Raw genomic sequence first — 18,843 nt, forward strand, 5'->3', positions numbered from 1 at the left:
TTGTAGAAATGGAAGTTCGTGAACTTCTTAATGACTACGACTTCCCAGGTGATGATACCCCAATCATCCATGGTTCAGCCACTGAAGCCCTAAAAGGCTCACAAGAAAAATACGGCCAACCAGCGGTTGTAGAACTTCTTAACGTTCTTGACACCTACATCCCAGAGCCAGAGCGTGACGTTGACAAAGCATTCCTAATGCCAATCGAAGACGTATTCTCAATCTCAGGTCGTGGTACTGTTGTAACTGGCCGTGTTGAATCTGGTATCGTACGCGTTGGCGACGAAATCGAAATCGTCGGTATCCGTGACACTCAAAAAACCACCTGTACTGGTGTAGAGATGTTCCGTAAACTGCTTGACGAAGGTCGTGCAGGCGAAAACTGTGGCGTACTACTACGTGGTACTAAGCGTGAAGACGTACAACGTGGCCAAGTACTAGCTAAGCCAGGTTCAATCACTCCGCACACCAAATTTGACGCAGAAGTATACGTACTGTCAAAAGAAGAGGGTGGTCGTCATACACCATTCCTAAACGGCTATCGTCCACAGTTCTACTTCCGTACTACTGACGTAACTGGCGCAATCCAATTACAAGACGGTACTGAAATGGTAATGCCTGGTGATAACGTTGAGATGGGCGTAGAGCTTATCCACCCAATCGCTATGGACAAAGGTCTTCGCTTCGCTATTCGTGAAGGCGGCCGTACTGTAGGCGCTGGTGTTGTTGCTAACGTATTGAACTAATCTATTAGTCTCAGTAATGAGCTTGTAAGTTAGTCATAAAAAGCCATCCTTGTTTAAGGGTGGCTTTTTTTTGGCTACAAAACAGATAACGGCATAATCAATATTATAATGATAGATATTTGAAATACAGTAAGTGCTATTGTATTTGGGTTTGTACAAATAATAATAAGAGGATACATAATGTTGATGATAAAGATTTTATCAACATAGTGCAGATTTTGAGCAAGTGCTGGAAGCAGTAGCGGATATTGAAGCCATCGTTCAGCCGCAAGATGCTTGGGGCTATCAGACATTGGTGGAATCACTCAAACAAGATAGCATGCATATGCTGATCGTTTATGAGCAAAAAGACAATATTATTATTAATACTACTGTGACAGGCTATTGTCTATATCAAGTGATTTTTGAACAAGCGGAGATTTTACGTATTGGCACGCATCCTGATTATCAACGCCAAGGTATTGCCTCACAAATTTTTGCCAGATTGAATACAGAGTTAAAGACCAGTCAGGTAGAGAGTCTTTTATTAGAGGTGCGCGCAGATAATACGCCTGCGATAGCCTTATATGAGCAGCAAGAATTTGCTCTCATTCATAAGCGTAAAGGGTATTACCAAACTCCACATCAACCAGCTATTGATGCATTGATTATGCAGCGTCTTTACGTCTGAGAATAATTCATGGCATCGAATGGAACCAAATAAACCCATAAAATAGTAGATGGATTGGCATTTTTATCATTATTGAGTGGGTATTTTCTTTTTGCAGATTTCAATATTGAGTTTATAGTCATTATCTACTTTCATACGCTCAAGAACGTCGATACGTTCGCTTAATAGCTCTACCATGAGGCTGATATTGGCTTGCTGTTTTTGTATTTGCGCCAATTTTTGCTGAGTAAGCATCAGTTGTAAATCAACATCCAATTGACCATCGTAATAATCATTCAAGCTGTCTCTGATTTCAGTGAGTGTAAAGCCAATCGCTTGCGCACTTTTGATTAGCTCAATACGTTCGATACATTCTGGATGAAACTCGGTATATAAACGCGAGCCTGCCTGACGCTTACGAGATTTTAGCAAGCCCAGTTGATCATAATGACGAACGGTGTCTTTGGTTGTTTGAGCTTTTGTTGCCAGTGTTCCAATCAGTAAGAACGATGTGTCGGGTGCCATGATAACCTCGTCGGTAGGTAGCAGTTGATAAGGTACGAGTTAATAAAGTAGCGATTAACAAACAGACATAAGTTATCAATCACTTCGTCATCGTATTTATTTTAAGATAAGCTGCCAAGGTTCTATGGTATCAAGTAACGATACGGCGAGTGGTTTGTGAGAGTTATTTTGCCATTTGACAGCGCTATTAGTCGTTAACAGATCCAATTGAGTCAAAAAGTCAGCACGCGGTAACGTGGTTGCACCCAAGCTCATCAAATGCTCATTTGGTAGCTGACAGTCGACCAGCGCCACATGGCTTTGTTCACATAAGCGCATTAAACCCCAAAATGCGAACTTTGAGGCGTTAGAGGCGATATGAAACATCGATTCGCCAAAGTAAATGCTACCTATTTTTAGACCATAAAGCCCGCCAATGAGTTGCCCTTTATCATTCCAAACTTCAATGCTATGTGCAAATCCTTGTGCATGCAGTTCGGTATAAGCCTCAATCATTTCTTCATGAATCCAAGTATGTTCGCCCTCGGGCTGTTCATTATTGAGGCGATCACTGCGCGGTAAACTACAGGCATGAATAACGTCATCAAAAGCTTGATTCAGGGTTAATTGCCAACGCTCGCGGATAGCTTGCTTACGCAGCGACTTGCTTGGCTTATAATTGGTTGGCACCATCACACAGCGCGGTTCAGGGCACCACCATGCAATTGGTTCATCTTCATTAAACCAAGGAAACAGACCCTGCGCGTAAGCAGAAATCAATGTTTCGGCTGCCAAATCTCCTCCGACAGCGACGATGCCAATGCCGTCAGGATCAACCGTTAAAGGGTCAGGAAAGTCATAACGCCCAAGACTTTTTAAGGTCTCAGGCGTGATGTGCTCATTGTTGTATTGAGAGAAATTACCCATTTAGGCTTCTTTATCAGCAGTCAATGTTGACGCATAAGTGTGGTCAGCGGCTGTGGCTTCGCCAATCGCATCCAAGTATTTTTCAGCATCTAGCGCGGCCATACAGCCCGTACCAGCAGAAGTAATTGCTTGACGATAGACATGATCTGCGACATCACCTGCGGCAAATACACCTTCGATGCTGGTTTGTGTGGCATTGCCGTCTAAGCCGCTTTTGACAATAAGATAGCCGTCTTTCATATCCAGCTGACCTTTAAATAAGTCTGTATTCGGTTTATGACCAATCGCGACAAACATACCGAACACGTCTAACTGTTTGGTGCTGCCATCAATCATAGATTCGATGATTACGCCATTGACGCCCATGTCATCGCCGACGACTTCTTTGACTTTATGATTCCACTCGATTTTAATATTACCGTTTTTGACCTTTTCAAACAATTTATCTTGGAGGATTTTTTCGGAGCGTAAGCTATCACGGCGATGTACTAAGGTCACTTCAGCAGCAATGTTAGATAAATATAGGGCTTCTTCAACAGCAGTATTACCACCACCGATGACGGCAACTTTTTGATCTTTATAAAAGAAACCATCACACGTGGCACAAGCGGATACACCAAGACCGCGGAATTTGGTTTCTGATTCCAGTCCTAAATATTGTGCTGATGCGCCCGTTGAAATAATTAATGCGTCACAAGTGTAGCTACCGTTATTACCCGTCAGCTCAAAAGGGCGCACGTTTAAATTGACTTCATTGATATGGTCATAAACCAGTTCAGTACCAAAGCGCTCGGCATGGGCTTTCATGCGATCCATCAATGCAGGACCTGTTAAGTCATGCGCATCGCCCGGCCAGTTATCGACTTCAGTGGTGGTAGTTAGCTGTCCACCTACTTCCATGCCCGTGACCATAACAGGTTTGAGGTTGGCACGTGCTGCATACACAGCCGCTGCATAACCAGCAGGGCCTGAGCCTAGGATAATGAGTTTTTCGTGACGTGGAGCGGTATTGTCAGTTGCCATGAGTTATTCCTTGCTAAATATAAATGTTAAAAATACGAGTGAGCAATATAATAAAAAACAGTCTTCAAAATTGATGCTAATGGGATTTTCTAATCGCTGCGTGATAATAACATAAGGGCATTGGACGAAAAGTACAAGTTTGCTAAAACAAACACAGGTATGATTACAATCAAAGTATATTTTTCTTGAAATATTATGGTTAGAAACCGCTGGTATTTTATAGGGTTCACCTAATATGACTGTCCTTGTTCTGGTCGTTATATTTTGCAAGTGACATAGGTTGTTGTTTAAACCGTATGATTTTTGCCTAAACCGTATACAGACTGATTTTATTGCACGCTTTCTTTGTAAGACGGTCGCCACTATCCCTATGTATTTGTTATTATAAGAAGTTATGCCAAGTGTGCCAAAGGCAAAAAGAAGGCTGTTGTATATCGCTTTTATAATAGACAATGTTTTCTGTACACTTCGCTAAGTGCGTTTGTATCAGCACTTTATATCCAACCCTTTATCAGCGCTTTATGTCAGCATGATTAGGCTTAGTCATGCATTGGCAACCATTTAGTATTAATAACAAGGCAGATCTTACGTGATATCAGCACCGCTTATTGAGTATTTAAAAAAGGGAATATTTACCCTCCTTGGGTTAATACTGGCCGTCTATCTATTTGTCATTTTGATGACATATACCAGTAATGATCCTAGTTGGTCGCATATCAGTAGCGATATGACCACGATTAATAATGTAGGCGGCGAATCGGGTGCTTGGTTATCTGACTTGCTTTATAGCTTCTTTGGTTTTGGTGCATGGTGGCTGCTGGCGTTTGTGGTTTATGAATCTATCCTTATTTGGTGGGACAACAAGCCAACGTTTTGGCTGATGCGAGTGGTTGCTTATGTGTTTTTATTATTAAGTGCCAGTGCTTTGTTTGCACAATTGGTGGCGTTAGTACAGCAATTGACCAATCCAGGAACGCTAGGACTGGAAAGCGTGGCTGGTGGCATAATTGGGTTTGAATTACAGGCGCGTTTGGCACAGCTTTTATCGCAGTGGGGGAGTGTGATTTTCTTGACGGCATTTGTCATTATTACCGCGACTTTTGCCTTTAATATTCATTGGCTAGCGATTTATGAGAAGGTTAAGGCGCTATCGTGGCTTGGCTCAGGGGTGAAGCGTCAGGGTAGAATGCACGATAGCGTATCAACCACGCCAGAAAATATCAATGCCAAGCAAAATGATAAAAGTATAGCCAACAGTAATGCGAAACAAGACGCAGCCGATCACGAGCAGCTGCCACTTGAGTTACAAGTTGCTGGCAATGCTCAAGCCGTAGACAACAGTGGTCGGTTCAGCAATGTGTTGTCAGAGTTTTTGGCAACGTCAGGGTTGGCTGAGAGCGTTAAAGCTTCTGTAGTTGCCGCAACACAAGCGGCGATGCCTAATTCAGCTGCTAAATCTAGTCGTGAGAATAGTGAGCCTGTCCCTGTCTCAGTAGAAACACCTAGCAGTACTGTTCAAAATCTAGCAAGTCATACGAATACATCGACGCCGTCAAGTCCTGCCATGACTGCTATCCGTAAAGTCGAGCCAAGCTTTGCTTGGAATGACGCCAATACTGTCGATGACTTATTAGCCAGTGAGCAAATGGCTTATCACGCTAATGATATGAACACTTCTGATTCAGCTGCTACTACTTCTGTATCTGCTGATAGCAATACTGAGTCGTTAGAGACTGTGGTATCAGACTCTACAGCGATATCAGCCGTAGAGATGTCCGAAGCTCAATCAACAGAGAACTTGCCGTCAACAGCTCAGCCATCAATAAATGAGCTGGTATACGGTGAGACGGTTGACGAAACAAATAATGAGCTTGAATCGTTTGAGTTAGAGGATAAAGTGGAGGCCGTTGATATACTGGCTGATGCATGGTTGGCAGAGCATGCGGATGTCTCAACATCTACAGCTATGCAGCCTGCAGAAACAGGGCAACCTTCAGGAACAGTGCAAGCAGCCAATATGACTGAGCTGCCCAAACAAGCAGCAGTCACAGCGCCTGCGACAGACTCATATAATAGCGAAATGAACGACTTTACTGATAAATGGTTTGATGAAGAGCCTGAACTGTCAGAGGATTTCGAACCTTCTTATATATCTAATGAAGCGAGTGTCGCCAAAGCAGTAGACGTGGTTGTACCAGTTGCGTCAGTTGCTGATATGACGCCGACCAATACGCCACCGTCTAATCCTAAACTGCCGCCTACGGTAGAAACCCGCGTCACAGCGTCAGCTATTGAACCAATAGTCGCGCCTAAACCAACGGTAAGTTTTGCGGTACCCGAGGGCGATAGTAGCAATCATATCACTGACATGATGCCAGAGGATGACAGCGCTGAGGATGTCAATGCGCCCGTTATGCCAGATATTAGTGATGATGCCGCCTTCAGTCAAAAATCACGCTCGATGCAAACAGCTGCCTATCGCAGTAGCCTAGCGCCTATTCCAGAAATTTCTATTTTGGATAAGCCAGACCCTGATCGTAAGCCCAGTTATACCGTCGCCGAGCTTGAGCAATTATCAGAGTTACTAGAGATTAAGTTACAAGAATTTAATGTAAAGGCGAATGTGGTCAACGCCATTCCGGGTCCTGTTGTCACCCGCTTTGAAGTGGAACTTGCTGCTGGTGTAAAAGCCAGTAAGGTTACCGGTATTTCACGTGATTTGGCGCGCTCGCTATCGATGGCGTCTCTGCGTGTGGTTGAAGTCATCCCGGGTAAGCCGTATATCGGTATCGAAGTACCCAATAAGCAGCGCGAAATGGTACGTTTGATTGAGCTACTGAATACCGAAAAATTCCAAGATCCCAAAGCTCAAATCAGCATGGCGATGGGTAAGGACATCGGTGGTAATGCCATCATTACTGACCTTGCGCGCGCGCCGCATATGTTGGTTGCTGGTACTACAGGTTCGGGTAAATCGGTATTGGTCAATTCAATGCTACTATCGATGCTACTCAAATATACACCAAATGAGCTGCGTCTCATTTTGATTGATCCAAAGCAGCTCGAGCTTGCCAATTATAATGATATCCCGCATCTATTAACACCAGTCGTCACCGATATGACTGAAGCGGCCAGTGCTTTGTCATGGTGCGTGGCAGAGATGGAACGTCGTTATCAGCTGATGAGTTTACTCAAAGTGCGTAAGCTTAATGAGTTTAATAAAAAAGTCATTGCTGCTGAAAAATCGGGCAATCCGATGCTTGATCCTTTGTGGCGACCTAATGACAGCGTGAGTATCAGCCAAGCACCGAAGCTAAAAACCTTGCCGATGATTGTCATTGTCGCGGATGAGTTTGCCGATATGATTATGCAAGTCGGTAAACAAGCCGAAGAGCTTATCACCCGTCTTGCACAAAAATCACGGGCAGCAGGTATTCATTTAATGCTTGCTACCCAGCGTCCATCGGTCGATGTCATTACTGGTTTGATTAAAGCTAATATTCCCGTGCGGGCGGCACTACGAGTGAACTCAAAAGTAGATTCGCGGACGATTCTGGACAGTGGTGGTGCCGAAGACATGCTGGGTAATGGTGATATGCTCTTTCTAGGACCTGGTCAAATTGAGCCAGATCGTGTGCATGGTGCCTATGTCAGCGATGAAGAGGTCAACCGTGTCTGTGACGCATGGCGCGAACGCGGTGCGCCTGATTATATTGACAACATGGCAGGCAACTTTGAACTGTCTAGTCCTAGTGGGGGTGGCAGTACGGCTAACGCCTCTGGTGAGGATGACGACCTTTATAACGATGCTGTGGCCTTTATTATGGAGACGCGGAAAGTTTCTGCTTCTAGTATCCAGCGTAAGTTTAGCATCGGCTATAACCGTGCCGCACGTATTGTAGATTCTATGGAGGACGCGGGGTTGGTCAGCTCAATGGGCAAAAGCGGTAAGCGTGAGCTATTAATGTAGCATTTAGATTATATTAAACAATAAAAAAGACGAGTCACGAGAGTGGTTCGTCTTTTTTATCGGAAAAATATGATAATGCTCATGTCTGAATGACCAATCAGTTTTTTTATCAATTATCAGCACTCGTTTTTTATACTAAACTGACCTTTGTTGATAGCATAAATATCACTCAATTTTCAGAAATTTTAGGTTCATTACTCAGCAAGGAGGCAGGTTATGTTTAAAGAATATACCCAATATGATGCCATAGCATTGGCGGCATTGGTCAATTCAGGTGAAGTCAGCGCTAAAGAGTTATTAGATGCTGCCGTCTATCAAGCCAATACACTCAATCCCAAATTAAACGCTATCATCCATCGTTTTGATGACCGTGCTTATCATGCTGCACAGGCGGGATTACCCTCAGGTATATTTAATGGTGTGCCTTATTTGCTCAAAGATTTGTCATTTGGCTTTGCCGATGAGCCAATCACGATGGGCAGTCGTAGTGTTAATATCATCTCTGAGAGCGACAGTGAAATCGTTAAGCGGATGAAAGCCACAGGCGTGAATACCTTTGGCAAAACCAATACGCCAGAATTTGGTTTAATCATTACTACTGAACCAAAAGCCATGGTGCGACTCATAACCCTTTCAAAAAAGGTTACAGCTCTGGCGGCTCATCGGGCGGTAGTGCAGCATCAGTAGCGAGCGGTATCGTACCGATGGCGGGCGCGGGTGATGGTGGTGGCTCGATACGCTTCCCTGCTGCTTGGTGCGGAGCGTTTGGACTCAAACCCAGCCGTGGTCGTAACCCGATAGGCCTAAATTCGGGGAAGGCTGGGAAGGTGCAGTCGCAGATCACGTGATTACCCGCAGTGTGCGTGACAGTGCCGCGATGCTCGACGCTACAAATGGCGCAGAGATTGGTGCGCCTTATGTCATTGCGCCACCTGATGGCACATTTTTGCAAGCAGCGATGCGAGCACCAAGGCAATTAACCATTGCCTTACATCAACAGCCATTGATTGCCAATACTGTGGTGGATAAAGAAGTGTTAGCCGTATTAGAGCAAACGGCTAAGCAGCTAGAAGCCATGGGTCATCGTGTCATACCCGCCGAGCCGAATATCAATATCGAGCAGTTTTGGCATGACTTTATGGTGGTGGTCTGCACCCATACCGCTTTTACCATTGATAATATCGAGCGTGACTTTGGCGCAGAACATATCAAAAACCTAGAGCCTCAAACCTATAATATGGCATTGCTCGGTCGCTCGTTATCAGCCGTTGATTTGGCGCATGCTAAGCATGGTTGGCATCACAGTCAGTATCAAACGGGCTTGCTACTCGAAACCTATGACATGATTTTATGTCCGACCGTGCCGACATCTGCAGTTAAGCATGGTGTATTGCCACCAAGTCGTATGGATGAAATGCTCATGCGTAGCGCAGGATTGCTCAATAAAGGCATCGATATGGGTAAGTATGCCTTTAGCTCAGGTATGATCGAAAAGCTTAGTCAGCCTGTGCTGGGCAAAATGGCCTTTACACTACTGGGTAATATCACAGGATTGCCAGCAATGTCATTACCGGTAGGAATGAGTAAAAAAGGTTTGCCAATTGGGATGCAGCTGATTGGGCGTATGAATGATGAAGCGACATTATTCAGTGTGGCAGGGGAGATGGAACGAGCAGGGTTGTTTACCAAGGCAGCCTTTGAGAAGTAGGTTTGCATTCTATCGATTAAGTAATGATTCCTTAATCAAATCGATAAATATCCATGCCTAAGCTATGATGCGCCATGCTTTGATGGATAACTGAGACACGCTGACCTGTACCTAAGGCAAAAAACAATGGCAACAGATGCTCATCACTTGGGTGTATATCGCGAAAGCTAGGATACTGCTGCCAATCTAAAGCACTAGGAATGTCTGTTTTGAGCTGTTGTAGCAGCCATTGCTTAAATGCTTTAGCCGTTTGGTCAACACTATCTGCTTGCCAGCGTAATGCTTGCAGATTATGGGTAATGTTACCTGAACCAATGATAAGTATTTGCTCTTCACGTAGGCGCGCTAGCTGCGCACCCAATTGATAACAGGCGATACTGTCATAATGCTGCGGTAGAGAAACCTGTACGATAGGTATCTCAGCCTCTGGATATAAGTGCCTGAGCGGTGCCCACACCCCATGATCGCAAGCCCGCACCGGATTAACACTACAAGTAATACCGCGTGCAGTGAGCTGCTGGGCAAGGGATTCAGCAAGTGCTGGCTGACCAGTTGCAGGGTATTGAAGCTCATATAGCTCAGGTGGAAAACCTGAAAAATCGTGCCAAGTCTTAGGTTGCGGATTACTGCTCATTTCGAGTTTGGCGGATTGCCAATGCGCTGACATAATCAGGATGGCACGTGGCTTTGGTAAGTTTTGCCCAATACGTGCCAGTGCACTGGTCGTGGCTGATTGCTCAATGGCAAGCGTGGGTGCGCCATGCGAGATAAACAATGCTGGTAGCTTAGCTACATTTGACCCTAAAGCAGATACATCTGTCCAAACGCCAGTCGCTGTAATAGGCGTTGGCGAATGAGAGTACGAGTCATCAAGCTGATGAATTGAATGAGGTGTGTTAGGTGTCGCATGTTTTGGATATTTCATGTAGCGTTTATTAGGGCGCTCAGTGGTTTTTCAATCCTTTTTATCATTGATGTTGTTGCCCATAAACTATCAGCACAAAATATTAGCACAGAGTACGGCAGTGTTTAATGACTGCTTAATTACCACGATGATAAGGATGATTGTTGTTGATACTCATCGCGCGATACAATTGTTCCATTAGCACAACACGTACCAACGGATGTGGTAATGTGAGCGCTGATAGTGATAATTTTACATCGGCTTTGGCTAATACTTCTGGTGATACGCCGTCTGCACCGCCGATCACCAGTGCAATATCATCGCCTTGCTGCATGCCATCAGCTAATTTATCAGCCAGCCCTTCTGTCGAAATCATCTTACCTTTGACATCCAATACCCATAGTTGCTCACGCCCTGAAGCATTATGAGCGGCTAATATTGCCTGTCCTTCTTGCTCACGGTATTGTGCCAAATTGGCATCAGACGGGTTTTTTGCACGCTTTGCGGCAGCAATTTCCACGATTTCTGTGCTGAGCATAGGCTGGATACGCTTAAAATACTCATCGAACCCCGTCTGTACCCATTTAGGCATTTTATTACCGACGGTTAAAATCCTTACTTTCATAGCCAGTACCACTTTAATTTTAGTCATTAGTAAAATATAACAAAAGAATTCTACGCTTAAGTGAACGTAACAAACAAGATTCTACGAAGCTTTTTTTATGCTTTACTAATCTTGGATAAACAATAGGTCTTACATCAAAGGTTGTATGGTTTGCGAGACACTATCTTCTGTATTTTGGTCATTATCGCTCACATCAGTTGGGCTGGGTTTTGGAATGATAGTAAGCTTGGCATCAGATTCAAAAACGATGGCTTCAACATCATCGAAACGATGCACTCCTTCAGAGCGCATCGCACATTCAATCTCTTGACGAGTTAGCCGCTCAGCGCGCATGGCATCTGGCAAAAACTGCCCTTGATAGAAAACAATACGGGGCTCTGACAAAATGAAACTGCTAAATTGCGGTGAGATAGAGGCGTATTTGGTGACTAAAAACTGCAATAGATAAAGTACTAAAATCGATGAAATCCCTTCGACAAAGGGAATGTCTTTGAGCAAAATAGTACTGGCACCAAGTGAACCGATCATCACGGTGACGATCCAATCAAAATTATTGAGCTGCGAGGTGGAGCGTTTACCTGAGATTTTGGTCACCAGTACGATCAACACATAAACCATGACAGTCGTCAAAACGATGCGTCCAAGCTTGTCTATATTGTCAAAAAAAACCATGTCCATGATAAATGCTCCTATTAAAATATAAAACCGTTAATCACCCAAAATCATCTAAAAGGCTGCTCATTAAAGTTAGCCTAACGGATTTTATGTATTAATAGGGAGAAAAATTTGTAGCACCTTGTAGAGGTTCGGCTGAGGTCTCCTCGCTCACATAGTTTTTCGTTTAGGGTCAAGCAGGCGATTGATCGCCCAAAGACTGATGCGAGCACTGACCAGTGTCAGCACCAATATCATCACCAACGATGAGACCAATGGCAATGGTTGCTGGACGGCCATCTCTAGTAGGACTTCGCGATTTACCGCATCAAACAACCAAAACCATATGGCTAAGAAGTAAATGACAGTCAGGAGCCAGACCACCGCGACGCCGCCAAACATTAAGCGATTGATTTCACCGCTATTCAATGCGCGCTGCTGATGTTTGACAAATTTACGAACCGCGATATAAGCCCCGATAATGATAGACAATACCGTTACCAGTTGCGAATTCAACGCAAGCTTGGTTTGAATCATCATAAATATTGCGCTGGCAAGCGTATAGCCTATCGCGAAATATCCTACATATTGTGCCAATTTAGGCTGCGCTGACTCATGATTCTTCGGCAGCGGCTCGCCACCTGAATGAGTCTTGGATTTATTGAGGTTGGTTGTCTTGCGTGACATAAGTGAACCTTTATAAAGGTGAAAAATAGGATGTGAAATACACTTAATGCTGCGCCGTCCAATCAAGCATCGCATCTAGCACGGGTCTGGCTGTATAAGCGTTATGTGCTTGCTCACTATTGATGAGTCCAACCACGACATAATCCTGTCCCGACAATCCTTTGACATAGCCTGCCATCGAGGTGACGTTGTTTAAGGTACCTGTTTTTATCCACGCACGACCAATGGCTGCTGATTCTGGTAGGCGTTCACTATGAGCGGTAATGGTGCCACTGACGCCAGCGATACCTAACGAGTTGACGTAAGCATTAAAACTTGGATGGCTATAAGCATAAGTTAATAGCTCGCTTAGGTTGGCAGCTGTTATGGTGCAGTCGCGGCAGAGTCCTGAACCATTGGTCAAATGGGGCGGCGGTGTGCTTAGATTGGTCTGCCACCATTGATTAATAGTCTGCAATGCGACAGGATAGCTCGTCGCAGTCGGCGTGCCAAATTGATACAAGCTATGTGAATTACTAATAGCTTTATCGAGTGTTTTATTATCAACTTTGTCATAAACACCAATCGATAGCGCCACTTGCTCAGTCATCACATTGTTTGAAAAGTGATTGATATCGTAAATCTGCTGCGTCAAATTCAATGATGGGTAGCTGACAATAGGCAGCGGTGATATAGGAAGTGCTGCTAAACCATGCGCTGATTTGGTGTTTTTCGTTGTAATGTAAGGTGCTTCTTGAGTGATGACATTACCACTCAGCGTATTGCCTAGCTCTTGCCATTTTGCGGTAATAACGCGTGCGGCAAAATCTTTGGCGTCAGGATAAGCCACATAAAAAGAATGCTCTTGGCAGCTGTTTGGCAACTGAGTATTTAACACCAATTGTTTTGCTTGCCACTCGGGTGCGAGACTATAACGCGCTTGTCCACAGGACGCCGAACGCGTATTTATGATGCTGGGCAAAGCATAGTTTGCTAATTTTGGTGTATAAGTCAGATTTGCTTGGTCATCGTTTAACGGATAGCTTTTGATACCGATGGTACTAAAATTCACCAAAAAACCATCGGGACTGGCGTTATAAGGACGCAGTGGCGAGTTGTCAAAGGCGGCAGGGTCTTTACTGACATTTTTAAAGACGCCACTGTCAATAATAATATCACCGTCGATATGACGGATACCGGACGACTGTACTTTATAAAGGAGCTGTTTTAAACGCTCGTGGGTCATTTTTGGATCGCCGCTGCTTGAATAATCAAATCGCCATGCAGACGGTCACCGATGACAAGGCCTGTATGATAGACACGGGTATGCCAGACAAAATCAGCACCTAGGGTGTCTAAAGCAATAAAGCTGGGAACGAGTTTCATGGTGCTGGCAGGCGTGCGAGCGATATCGGCTTGATGGTTCAGCAACGGCGAAAATGAAATTTTTATGGAGGCGTTATCAGTACTGATGTCATCAGTTTTATTGTTATTAGCATTGTTGCTAATGACAGCTGTTTTTGCCTTATCACCCAATATTGTTGGGATGCTTTCTAAGCTTTGATAAGTGTAAGGGTCATCGGTGTAAGCATGCAGTTTTTTCTCATGCTTTTCAATGGTACGCTGCTCAATAGTAATCAGCGTACTCTGTTGGCGCAAATGGTTATTACTGGTTTTGTCATTATTATTTTGCGTGGCTTTTTGAGAGTTACTTTTTATATCAGCATCTATATCAGCATCTATATTGCAGTCGGTTTTGGCTGAAGAGTGGGTTTAGATGAGCGGTGCGTGCTGCTATCAATAACCTGAATGGGAGCGGGCAGGTGACTGGCATTTTTATCACCGACTGGTGTGACGATAATACTAATATCAGCTTCTGTTAAATCGGCTCGTGATAATGCTGCTTCGATGGCTTTTGGTAGTGCTGCTTGCGCATGGATGGGCAGTATTGTCGCCGTTGCTAATAACGCTATGATAGGTACGTATTTAGCAGGCGGCTTCGACGGTCGCAGATAACGAGAAAAAGGGGATAATTTGGCAGTAAAAGCAGAGGAATGACGGAGTTTAGAGGTGGGTCGCATGAGCATCTTTCATCAGGTGGCAAAAACAGCCTATGGTAACATGAGTTGCCGTTTTCGCGTAGATGGCAGCCGTAGATGAAAACCTGTTTTTATCTGAATGTTCAAAATGCGCACACACGTTAGCGCACATGTAAAAATGCCATGGCGGTCATGATTGCGTCGTTATAAGCATCGTGAGCGCCTAGATCGGGTATATTATAGTGCGCTAAAATATTGGTCAGATGCTGCGCTTGGCTAGATAGCCCTTGGGTTTGACCACTCATGCGCCGACTATATAAATGGCGCAAATCGATGACTTCGTTGGGCAGTGCTGTGCCCATATAGCGTTTGACCAGAGGGTTTAAAAACGCTGTGTCTAAACTCGTACAAAACCCCACAATCGGGCGATTACCTATAAATGGCAACAACAGCGCCAGCATCTCATCGTAGCTCATACCATGCTCAACGTCGGCAGTACGTAGACCGTGAATCACAATGGTGTCACGGTCTGGCATCACAGGTGGTCTGCATACGATATGCATGCCATTACCGGTATCGATTGTATTTTCATTGATATGAATCGCGGCGACAGACAACAAATGGTGATTTTTTGGATTGAGTCCCGTCATTTCGCAGTCAATTGCTACCCATTGCTTAGCTAAAGGTTGGTAAACATCGATGCCAATTCTGGGCGCTGTAGCTGCGTTTTTTGCCAAGCGCAGGATAACTGTGTTAGCCAACTCATAGTTGTCGCTCATCCATTTATGCGATTGTTGTACTTATGCGAGCTCTAGTTGATAATGCTGACGTAGCTGATTTTTAAAGCTTTTAACAACGGCCAAACACTCTTTTAATAAGTCGCGCTCAAGCGCGGTCAAGGTCATTGGGTTGACTTGCCGTGCATGTTTATCATCGGTTGATAGAGCGACTGATAGGCGCTGTGCCATAAAAAACTCCAAGGCCTCTAATAAAGTATCTGCGCGCTCTTGGGTCAAGGCGCGCGCTTGTACCAAAGCTTTAAGACGATTTTTACTACTGGGCAGCTCTAAGATATCGTTTTCTAATGCCAAGGTACGAATGCCATGAACCAGTGGAAAGATACCGGCTTTCTTTAGATCAATGTCTTCGGACACGGATTTGCCACCGAGCAAAGGCACGAACTTTTGCCACCACTGATTGACATCACCGAACTGTAGCGCGGCGCGCGCGAACTGGCGTACAAACATAGGGTCTGACTGCCTGTGGGCAACCTTTAAATGTTGACGCACCTGAGTCAATAATGACTCATCTCCGCAGACATATTCGCCATCGAGTATGGCGGACAAATAAATACCATGCATGGGATCCGTATTTCTAAACCATAAACCAATCTGGGCATTAAACTGTTTTAGCGGCTGTCGCCACATAGGGTTGGTCATCATGATATTACCATCGCACAGTGGATAACCGAGGTCTGCTAAATGCTGATTAAAAGTATCCGCAAATTCTGGCAGATCAGGGTGAGTATAGCCGTCACGTAAGATGAGCGCATTGTCTTGGTCAGTACGCATGATTTGCTCACCGCGCCCCTCGGAGCCCATCACGATCAGGCAGGTATTTGTCATGACCTCATCAGGCACGATAAGTTGCCAAAGCTTGGTAAATACCTGTGCATTCAAGGTCTGTACCATACGGCTGATATTACCGATTTTGACACCGTTCTGATGTTGTGCGCGAATGTAACGACCGATAAGCTCGACGGCAGTATCTAAGCTCGATAAGTCTTTTGCTTGCTCGATTTGGATACTAATGAGCTGTGAATGATGACCAATATGCGCAAGCATATCGCTTTGTCCCAGTATACCGACGACATCCCCATTTTGATCAATCACTGGTAGCCGATGGATGCGATAGCGGGTCATGGTCAATAATGCATCGCCAATCTCATCACCGGCTTTGATGGTACGCAAGTTGAAATTAGCATAGCGCTGGCAGGGGGTAGTGGCTGGATCTTGCTGGTCACTCACGGCGCGGCAAATATCGGTATCGGTCAAAATACCCAATAGATGACCAGTACCATATTGCACCTCGCCCTCGTTTTTTAGGTGGTTTAAGGGTTGCACCAGTACATGTTTTAGCCCCGCTTTCGTCATGATAGACGCGGCTTCGTATAAGCTGTTATTGGCGTTGACGATATGGACTGGCAATAGATTGACGTCAATGACGGGCTGCAACATGATTTGCTGCACTTCTTGTTGGTCATTGTAGCTGGTAGAGACTATGGGTTTATTATTGCGGCGCTGCTGTAATGCCTTTAGCCTTTCGGGTAATTTGTCTGACAGCATTTGGCGTACTAGATGATTTTGGGCGCTGATTTTATCGACTGCGCTACCAGCGACTTGGAGCAGCAAGGTATCCTCAGCGGCTCGAAACTGATAGGTCTGCAGTGCTTCAGTATTAGAGCTATTCTCAGTCAATGATTCAGGTAGACGACGGCTGTCGAACCAGTCGTTATTATTGAGATGGTCGGAGTGGTTACTACCCAAGTAAGAGGCGACAAACTCATCATCAAACAATTGCTCAATCTGCCCCTTAATGACCACATACAGATATTGCAACTCTTCGGCAGTTAGATTCTCATTTTTGGCAAGGTAGCGGATTTGGGTATTTTTTCTGATGCTTTGACGTTCAGCCAGACTCAATACGTCAAAGGGCGGCTGGGTAAAATCAAGATGGGGCATGGCATCATCCTTGATGGCATATTGAGTAAAAGATAATCGATAATAAAAGACACTTTACTATAGCATTATTAAAGCAAAAAACCTCTAATAACCACAGTAATATTGTGGCTATTAGAGGTTGCTGTTTTTTTTGAAACTTTTGCGTATAAAGTGACTGCTTATGCGCCTAGTAATTTTCGAATACGGTTTATTGCTTCGCGGCTCTCATCAACACTAGCAACGAGCGCAATGCGCACATAGCCTTGCCCAGGGTTTTTGCCATCAATATCACGTGACAGATAGCGCCCTGCTAGTGCGTGAATATTGGCCTGCTCGTACAGTGCTTTGACAAACCGCTCATCATCCCCATCGAATGGCTCAGGGACCTTTATCCAAAAGTAAAATCCAGCCTCAGGCATTCGTAACTCTAGTAGCTCACCAAGCTCAGACATCCACAAGGCAAACTTTTCTTGATACAGAGCGCGATTGTGTGCCACATGCTTTTCATCTTGCCATGCAGCGATCGAGGCGAGCTGATGTGGTATCGGCATCGCACAGCTTGATAAGTACGGTATTGCAGGTAAGCTTGCAAAATAGTGGCATCACCTGCCACAAACCCTGAGCGCAAACCAGGCAAGTTTGAACGCTTAGATAAAGAGTGAAAGACAATACAGTTTTTGAAATCATGACGACCGAGGGCAGCGCAGGCTTGCAATAGTCCAATCGGCGCCGTATCAAAATACAGCTCGCTATAGCACTCGTCACTGGCAATAATAAAATCGTACTGATCTGACAGACGAATGAGATACTCCCAATCCTCCATCGTCATGACCGAGCCAGTCGGATTGTTCGGACTACAAACAAACAGCAACTGCGTGCGCGCCCAAACATCTTTTGGTACGGCGCGATAGTTACCTTTAAAGTCATCGTCCAGTGTGCAAGGCACAAAATAAGGCTCGCTTGCGCCAGTATCGCTGCACCCTCATATATTTGGTAAAAAGGGTTGGGCATCACTATTGTAGGAACAGTCATAGGAGCAGCCATAGGAGAAACGGCAGATAATGGGTCAGAGACAGACAGCGGACTACTCTCTGTATCGCTTACTTTATGATCCACGACTGCTTGTACCAGACTAAAAATAGCCTCGCGTGTGCCCATTACTGGCAATACTTGCGTATTGGCATCGACATGGTTCAAAAAGAAGCGTTTTTCTAGCCAATGCGCGATGGTTTGGCGCAGCTCAAACATGCCATTAGTCGTTGGATAACGACTTATTTTGTCCAAATTTTCACGTAGTACGTCCAGCACGAACGCTGGCGGCTCATGTTTTGGTTCACCAATACCGAGCTTGATTTCACTGTAGTCATGGGCTGGCACACTGTTAGCAAGCAGTGTTGCCATCTTTGCAAAAGGATAAGGATGCAGATACGTTAAGTTGTGATTCATAAGTAGGGTAACTATAATAGACAATTAATAATAAAGTTATAAAGAAAAATTACATTTAAGCAGTGTAGCACTTCTCTTATTTTTTGTCTTTTACTTCTCATGCTCAAGCTGCTTAGCTATTTAACCATAAATTATAATAACTAATGAAGCCGTCACAGATTTAAAAATCCTAAAAAAAGCTTATCAATTGATAACTTATAACAATACAAAAAACTGCTGTCAGCCCTAATGATAGATTATGGTGAGGATAATTTGATATGCC

General features: G+C 44.6%; 13 protein-coding genes and 4 pseudogenes. 5 read left to right on the plus strand and 12 right to left on the minus strand.

Features of this window, described 5'->3' with window-relative positions:
• The coding region (locus TT12_RS14250) for an EF-Tu C-terminal domain-related protein (protein WP_045453394.1) at window positions 1–746 on the plus strand (746 nt) is incomplete at its 5' end.
• Between the two features lie 226 nt (window positions 747–972).
• Complete coding sequence (gene rimI, locus TT12_RS14255; RefSeq protein WP_045456108.1) at window positions 973–1,416, plus strand: ribosomal protein S18-alanine N-acetyltransferase; 444 nt, start codon at window positions 973–975, stop codon at window positions 1,414–1,416.
• Between the two features lie 69 nt (window positions 1,417–1,485).
• Here the strand turns inward: rimI and TT12_RS14260 are convergent, their stop codons facing one another.
• The 3 genes from TT12_RS14260 to trxB form a co-directional block, all read right to left on the minus strand.
• Entirely contained in the window at window positions 1,486–1,920 is a 435-nt protein-coding gene (locus TT12_RS14260) for a MerR family transcriptional regulator (protein WP_045447676.1), read from the minus strand.
• Between the two features lie 96 nt (window positions 1,921–2,016).
• A complete protein-coding gene (gene aat / locus TT12_RS14265) occupies window positions 2,017–2,826 on the minus strand; it encodes a leucyl/phenylalanyl-tRNA--protein transferase (protein WP_045456111.1) in 810 nt (269 codons plus the stop codon).
• Entirely contained in the window at window positions 2,827–3,849 is a 1,023-nt protein-coding gene (gene trxB, locus TT12_RS14270; RefSeq protein WP_045456114.1) for a thioredoxin-disulfide reductase, read from the minus strand.
• 589 nt (window positions 3,850–4,438) lie between these two features.
• Here trxB and TT12_RS14275 point away from each other — a divergent pair.
• The 3 genes and pseudogenes from TT12_RS14275 to TT12_RS18740 all read left to right on the plus strand — a co-directional run bounded on the left by TT12_RS14275 (window position 4,439) and on the right by TT12_RS18740 (window position 9,527).
• Window positions 4,439–7,819 carry a DNA translocase FtsK gene (locus tag TT12_RS14275; protein ID WP_201605458.1) on the plus strand — a complete coding sequence of 1,127 codons (3,381 nt, stop codon included), beginning with the start codon at window positions 4,439–4,441 and terminating at the stop codon, window positions 7,817–7,819.
• Window positions 7,820–8,035: 216 nt separating this feature from the next.
• Window positions 8,036–8,667, plus strand: a pseudogene (locus TT12_RS18730) (amidase family protein).
• A complete protein-coding gene (locus tag TT12_RS18740) occupies window positions 8,664–9,527 on the plus strand; it encodes an amidase family protein (RefSeq protein ID WP_279378928.1) in 864 nt (287 codons plus the stop codon). Before TT12_RS18730 ends, TT12_RS18740 begins: the two are co-directional and overlap by 4 nt.
• A 31-nt stretch (window positions 9,528–9,558) precedes the next feature.
• Here the strand turns inward: TT12_RS18740 and TT12_RS14285 are convergent, their stop codons facing one another.
• The 9 genes and pseudogenes from TT12_RS14285 to dapC form a co-directional block, all read right to left on the minus strand.
• A complete protein-coding gene (locus TT12_RS14285; protein ID WP_201605464.1) occupies window positions 9,559–10,452 on the minus strand; it encodes a DODA-type extradiol aromatic ring-opening family dioxygenase in 894 nt (297 codons plus the stop codon).
• Window positions 10,453–10,567: 115 nt separating this feature from the next.
• Window positions 10,568–11,056 carry a 23S rRNA (pseudouridine(1915)-N(3))-methyltransferase RlmH gene (gene rlmH / locus TT12_RS14290; protein WP_045447690.1) on the minus strand — a complete coding sequence of 163 codons (489 nt, stop codon included), beginning with the start codon at window positions 11,054–11,056 and terminating at the stop codon, window positions 10,568–10,570.
• A 129-nt stretch (window positions 11,057–11,185) separates the two neighbouring features.
• Entirely contained in the window at window positions 11,186–11,734 is a 549-nt protein-coding gene (locus TT12_RS14295; RefSeq protein ID WP_045456117.1) for a DUF421 domain-containing protein, read from the minus strand.
• A gap of 147 nt (window positions 11,735–11,881) precedes the next feature.
• A complete protein-coding gene (locus tag TT12_RS14300) occupies window positions 11,882–12,397 on the minus strand; it encodes an ABZJ_00895 family protein (protein WP_045456120.1) in 516 nt (171 codons plus the stop codon).
• Between the two features lie 43 nt (window positions 12,398–12,440).
• Window positions 12,441–13,762, minus strand: a pseudogene (gene dacB / locus TT12_RS17975) (D-alanyl-D-alanine carboxypeptidase/D-alanyl-D-alanine endopeptidase).
• Between the two features lie 353 nt (window positions 13,763–14,115).
• Window positions 14,116–14,457, minus strand: a complete 342-nt coding sequence (locus TT12_RS17985; protein WP_243443754.1) for a hypothetical protein — start codon at window positions 14,455–14,457, stop codon at window positions 14,116–14,118.
• A gap of 119 nt (window positions 14,458–14,576) precedes the next feature.
• Window positions 14,577–15,181: pseudogene (locus TT12_RS14310) on the minus strand (3'-5' exonuclease).
• Between the two features lie 34 nt (window positions 15,182–15,215).
• Window positions 15,216–17,156: a DUF294 nucleotidyltransferase-like domain-containing protein gene (locus TT12_RS14315; protein ID WP_045456123.1), complete on the minus strand. Its 1,941-nt coding sequence runs from the start codon at window positions 17,154–17,156 to the stop codon at window positions 15,216–15,218.
• 158 nt (window positions 17,157–17,314) lie between these two features.
• Window positions 17,315–18,581, minus strand: a pseudogene (gene dapC, locus TT12_RS14320) (succinyldiaminopimelate transaminase).
• Between the last annotated feature and the right edge of the window lie 262 nt (window positions 18,582–18,843).

This window comes from Psychrobacter sp. JCM 18903, assembly GCF_000586475.1.
In the GTDB taxonomy this organism is placed as follows: Bacteria; Pseudomonadota; Gammaproteobacteria; order Pseudomonadales; family Moraxellaceae; genus Psychrobacter.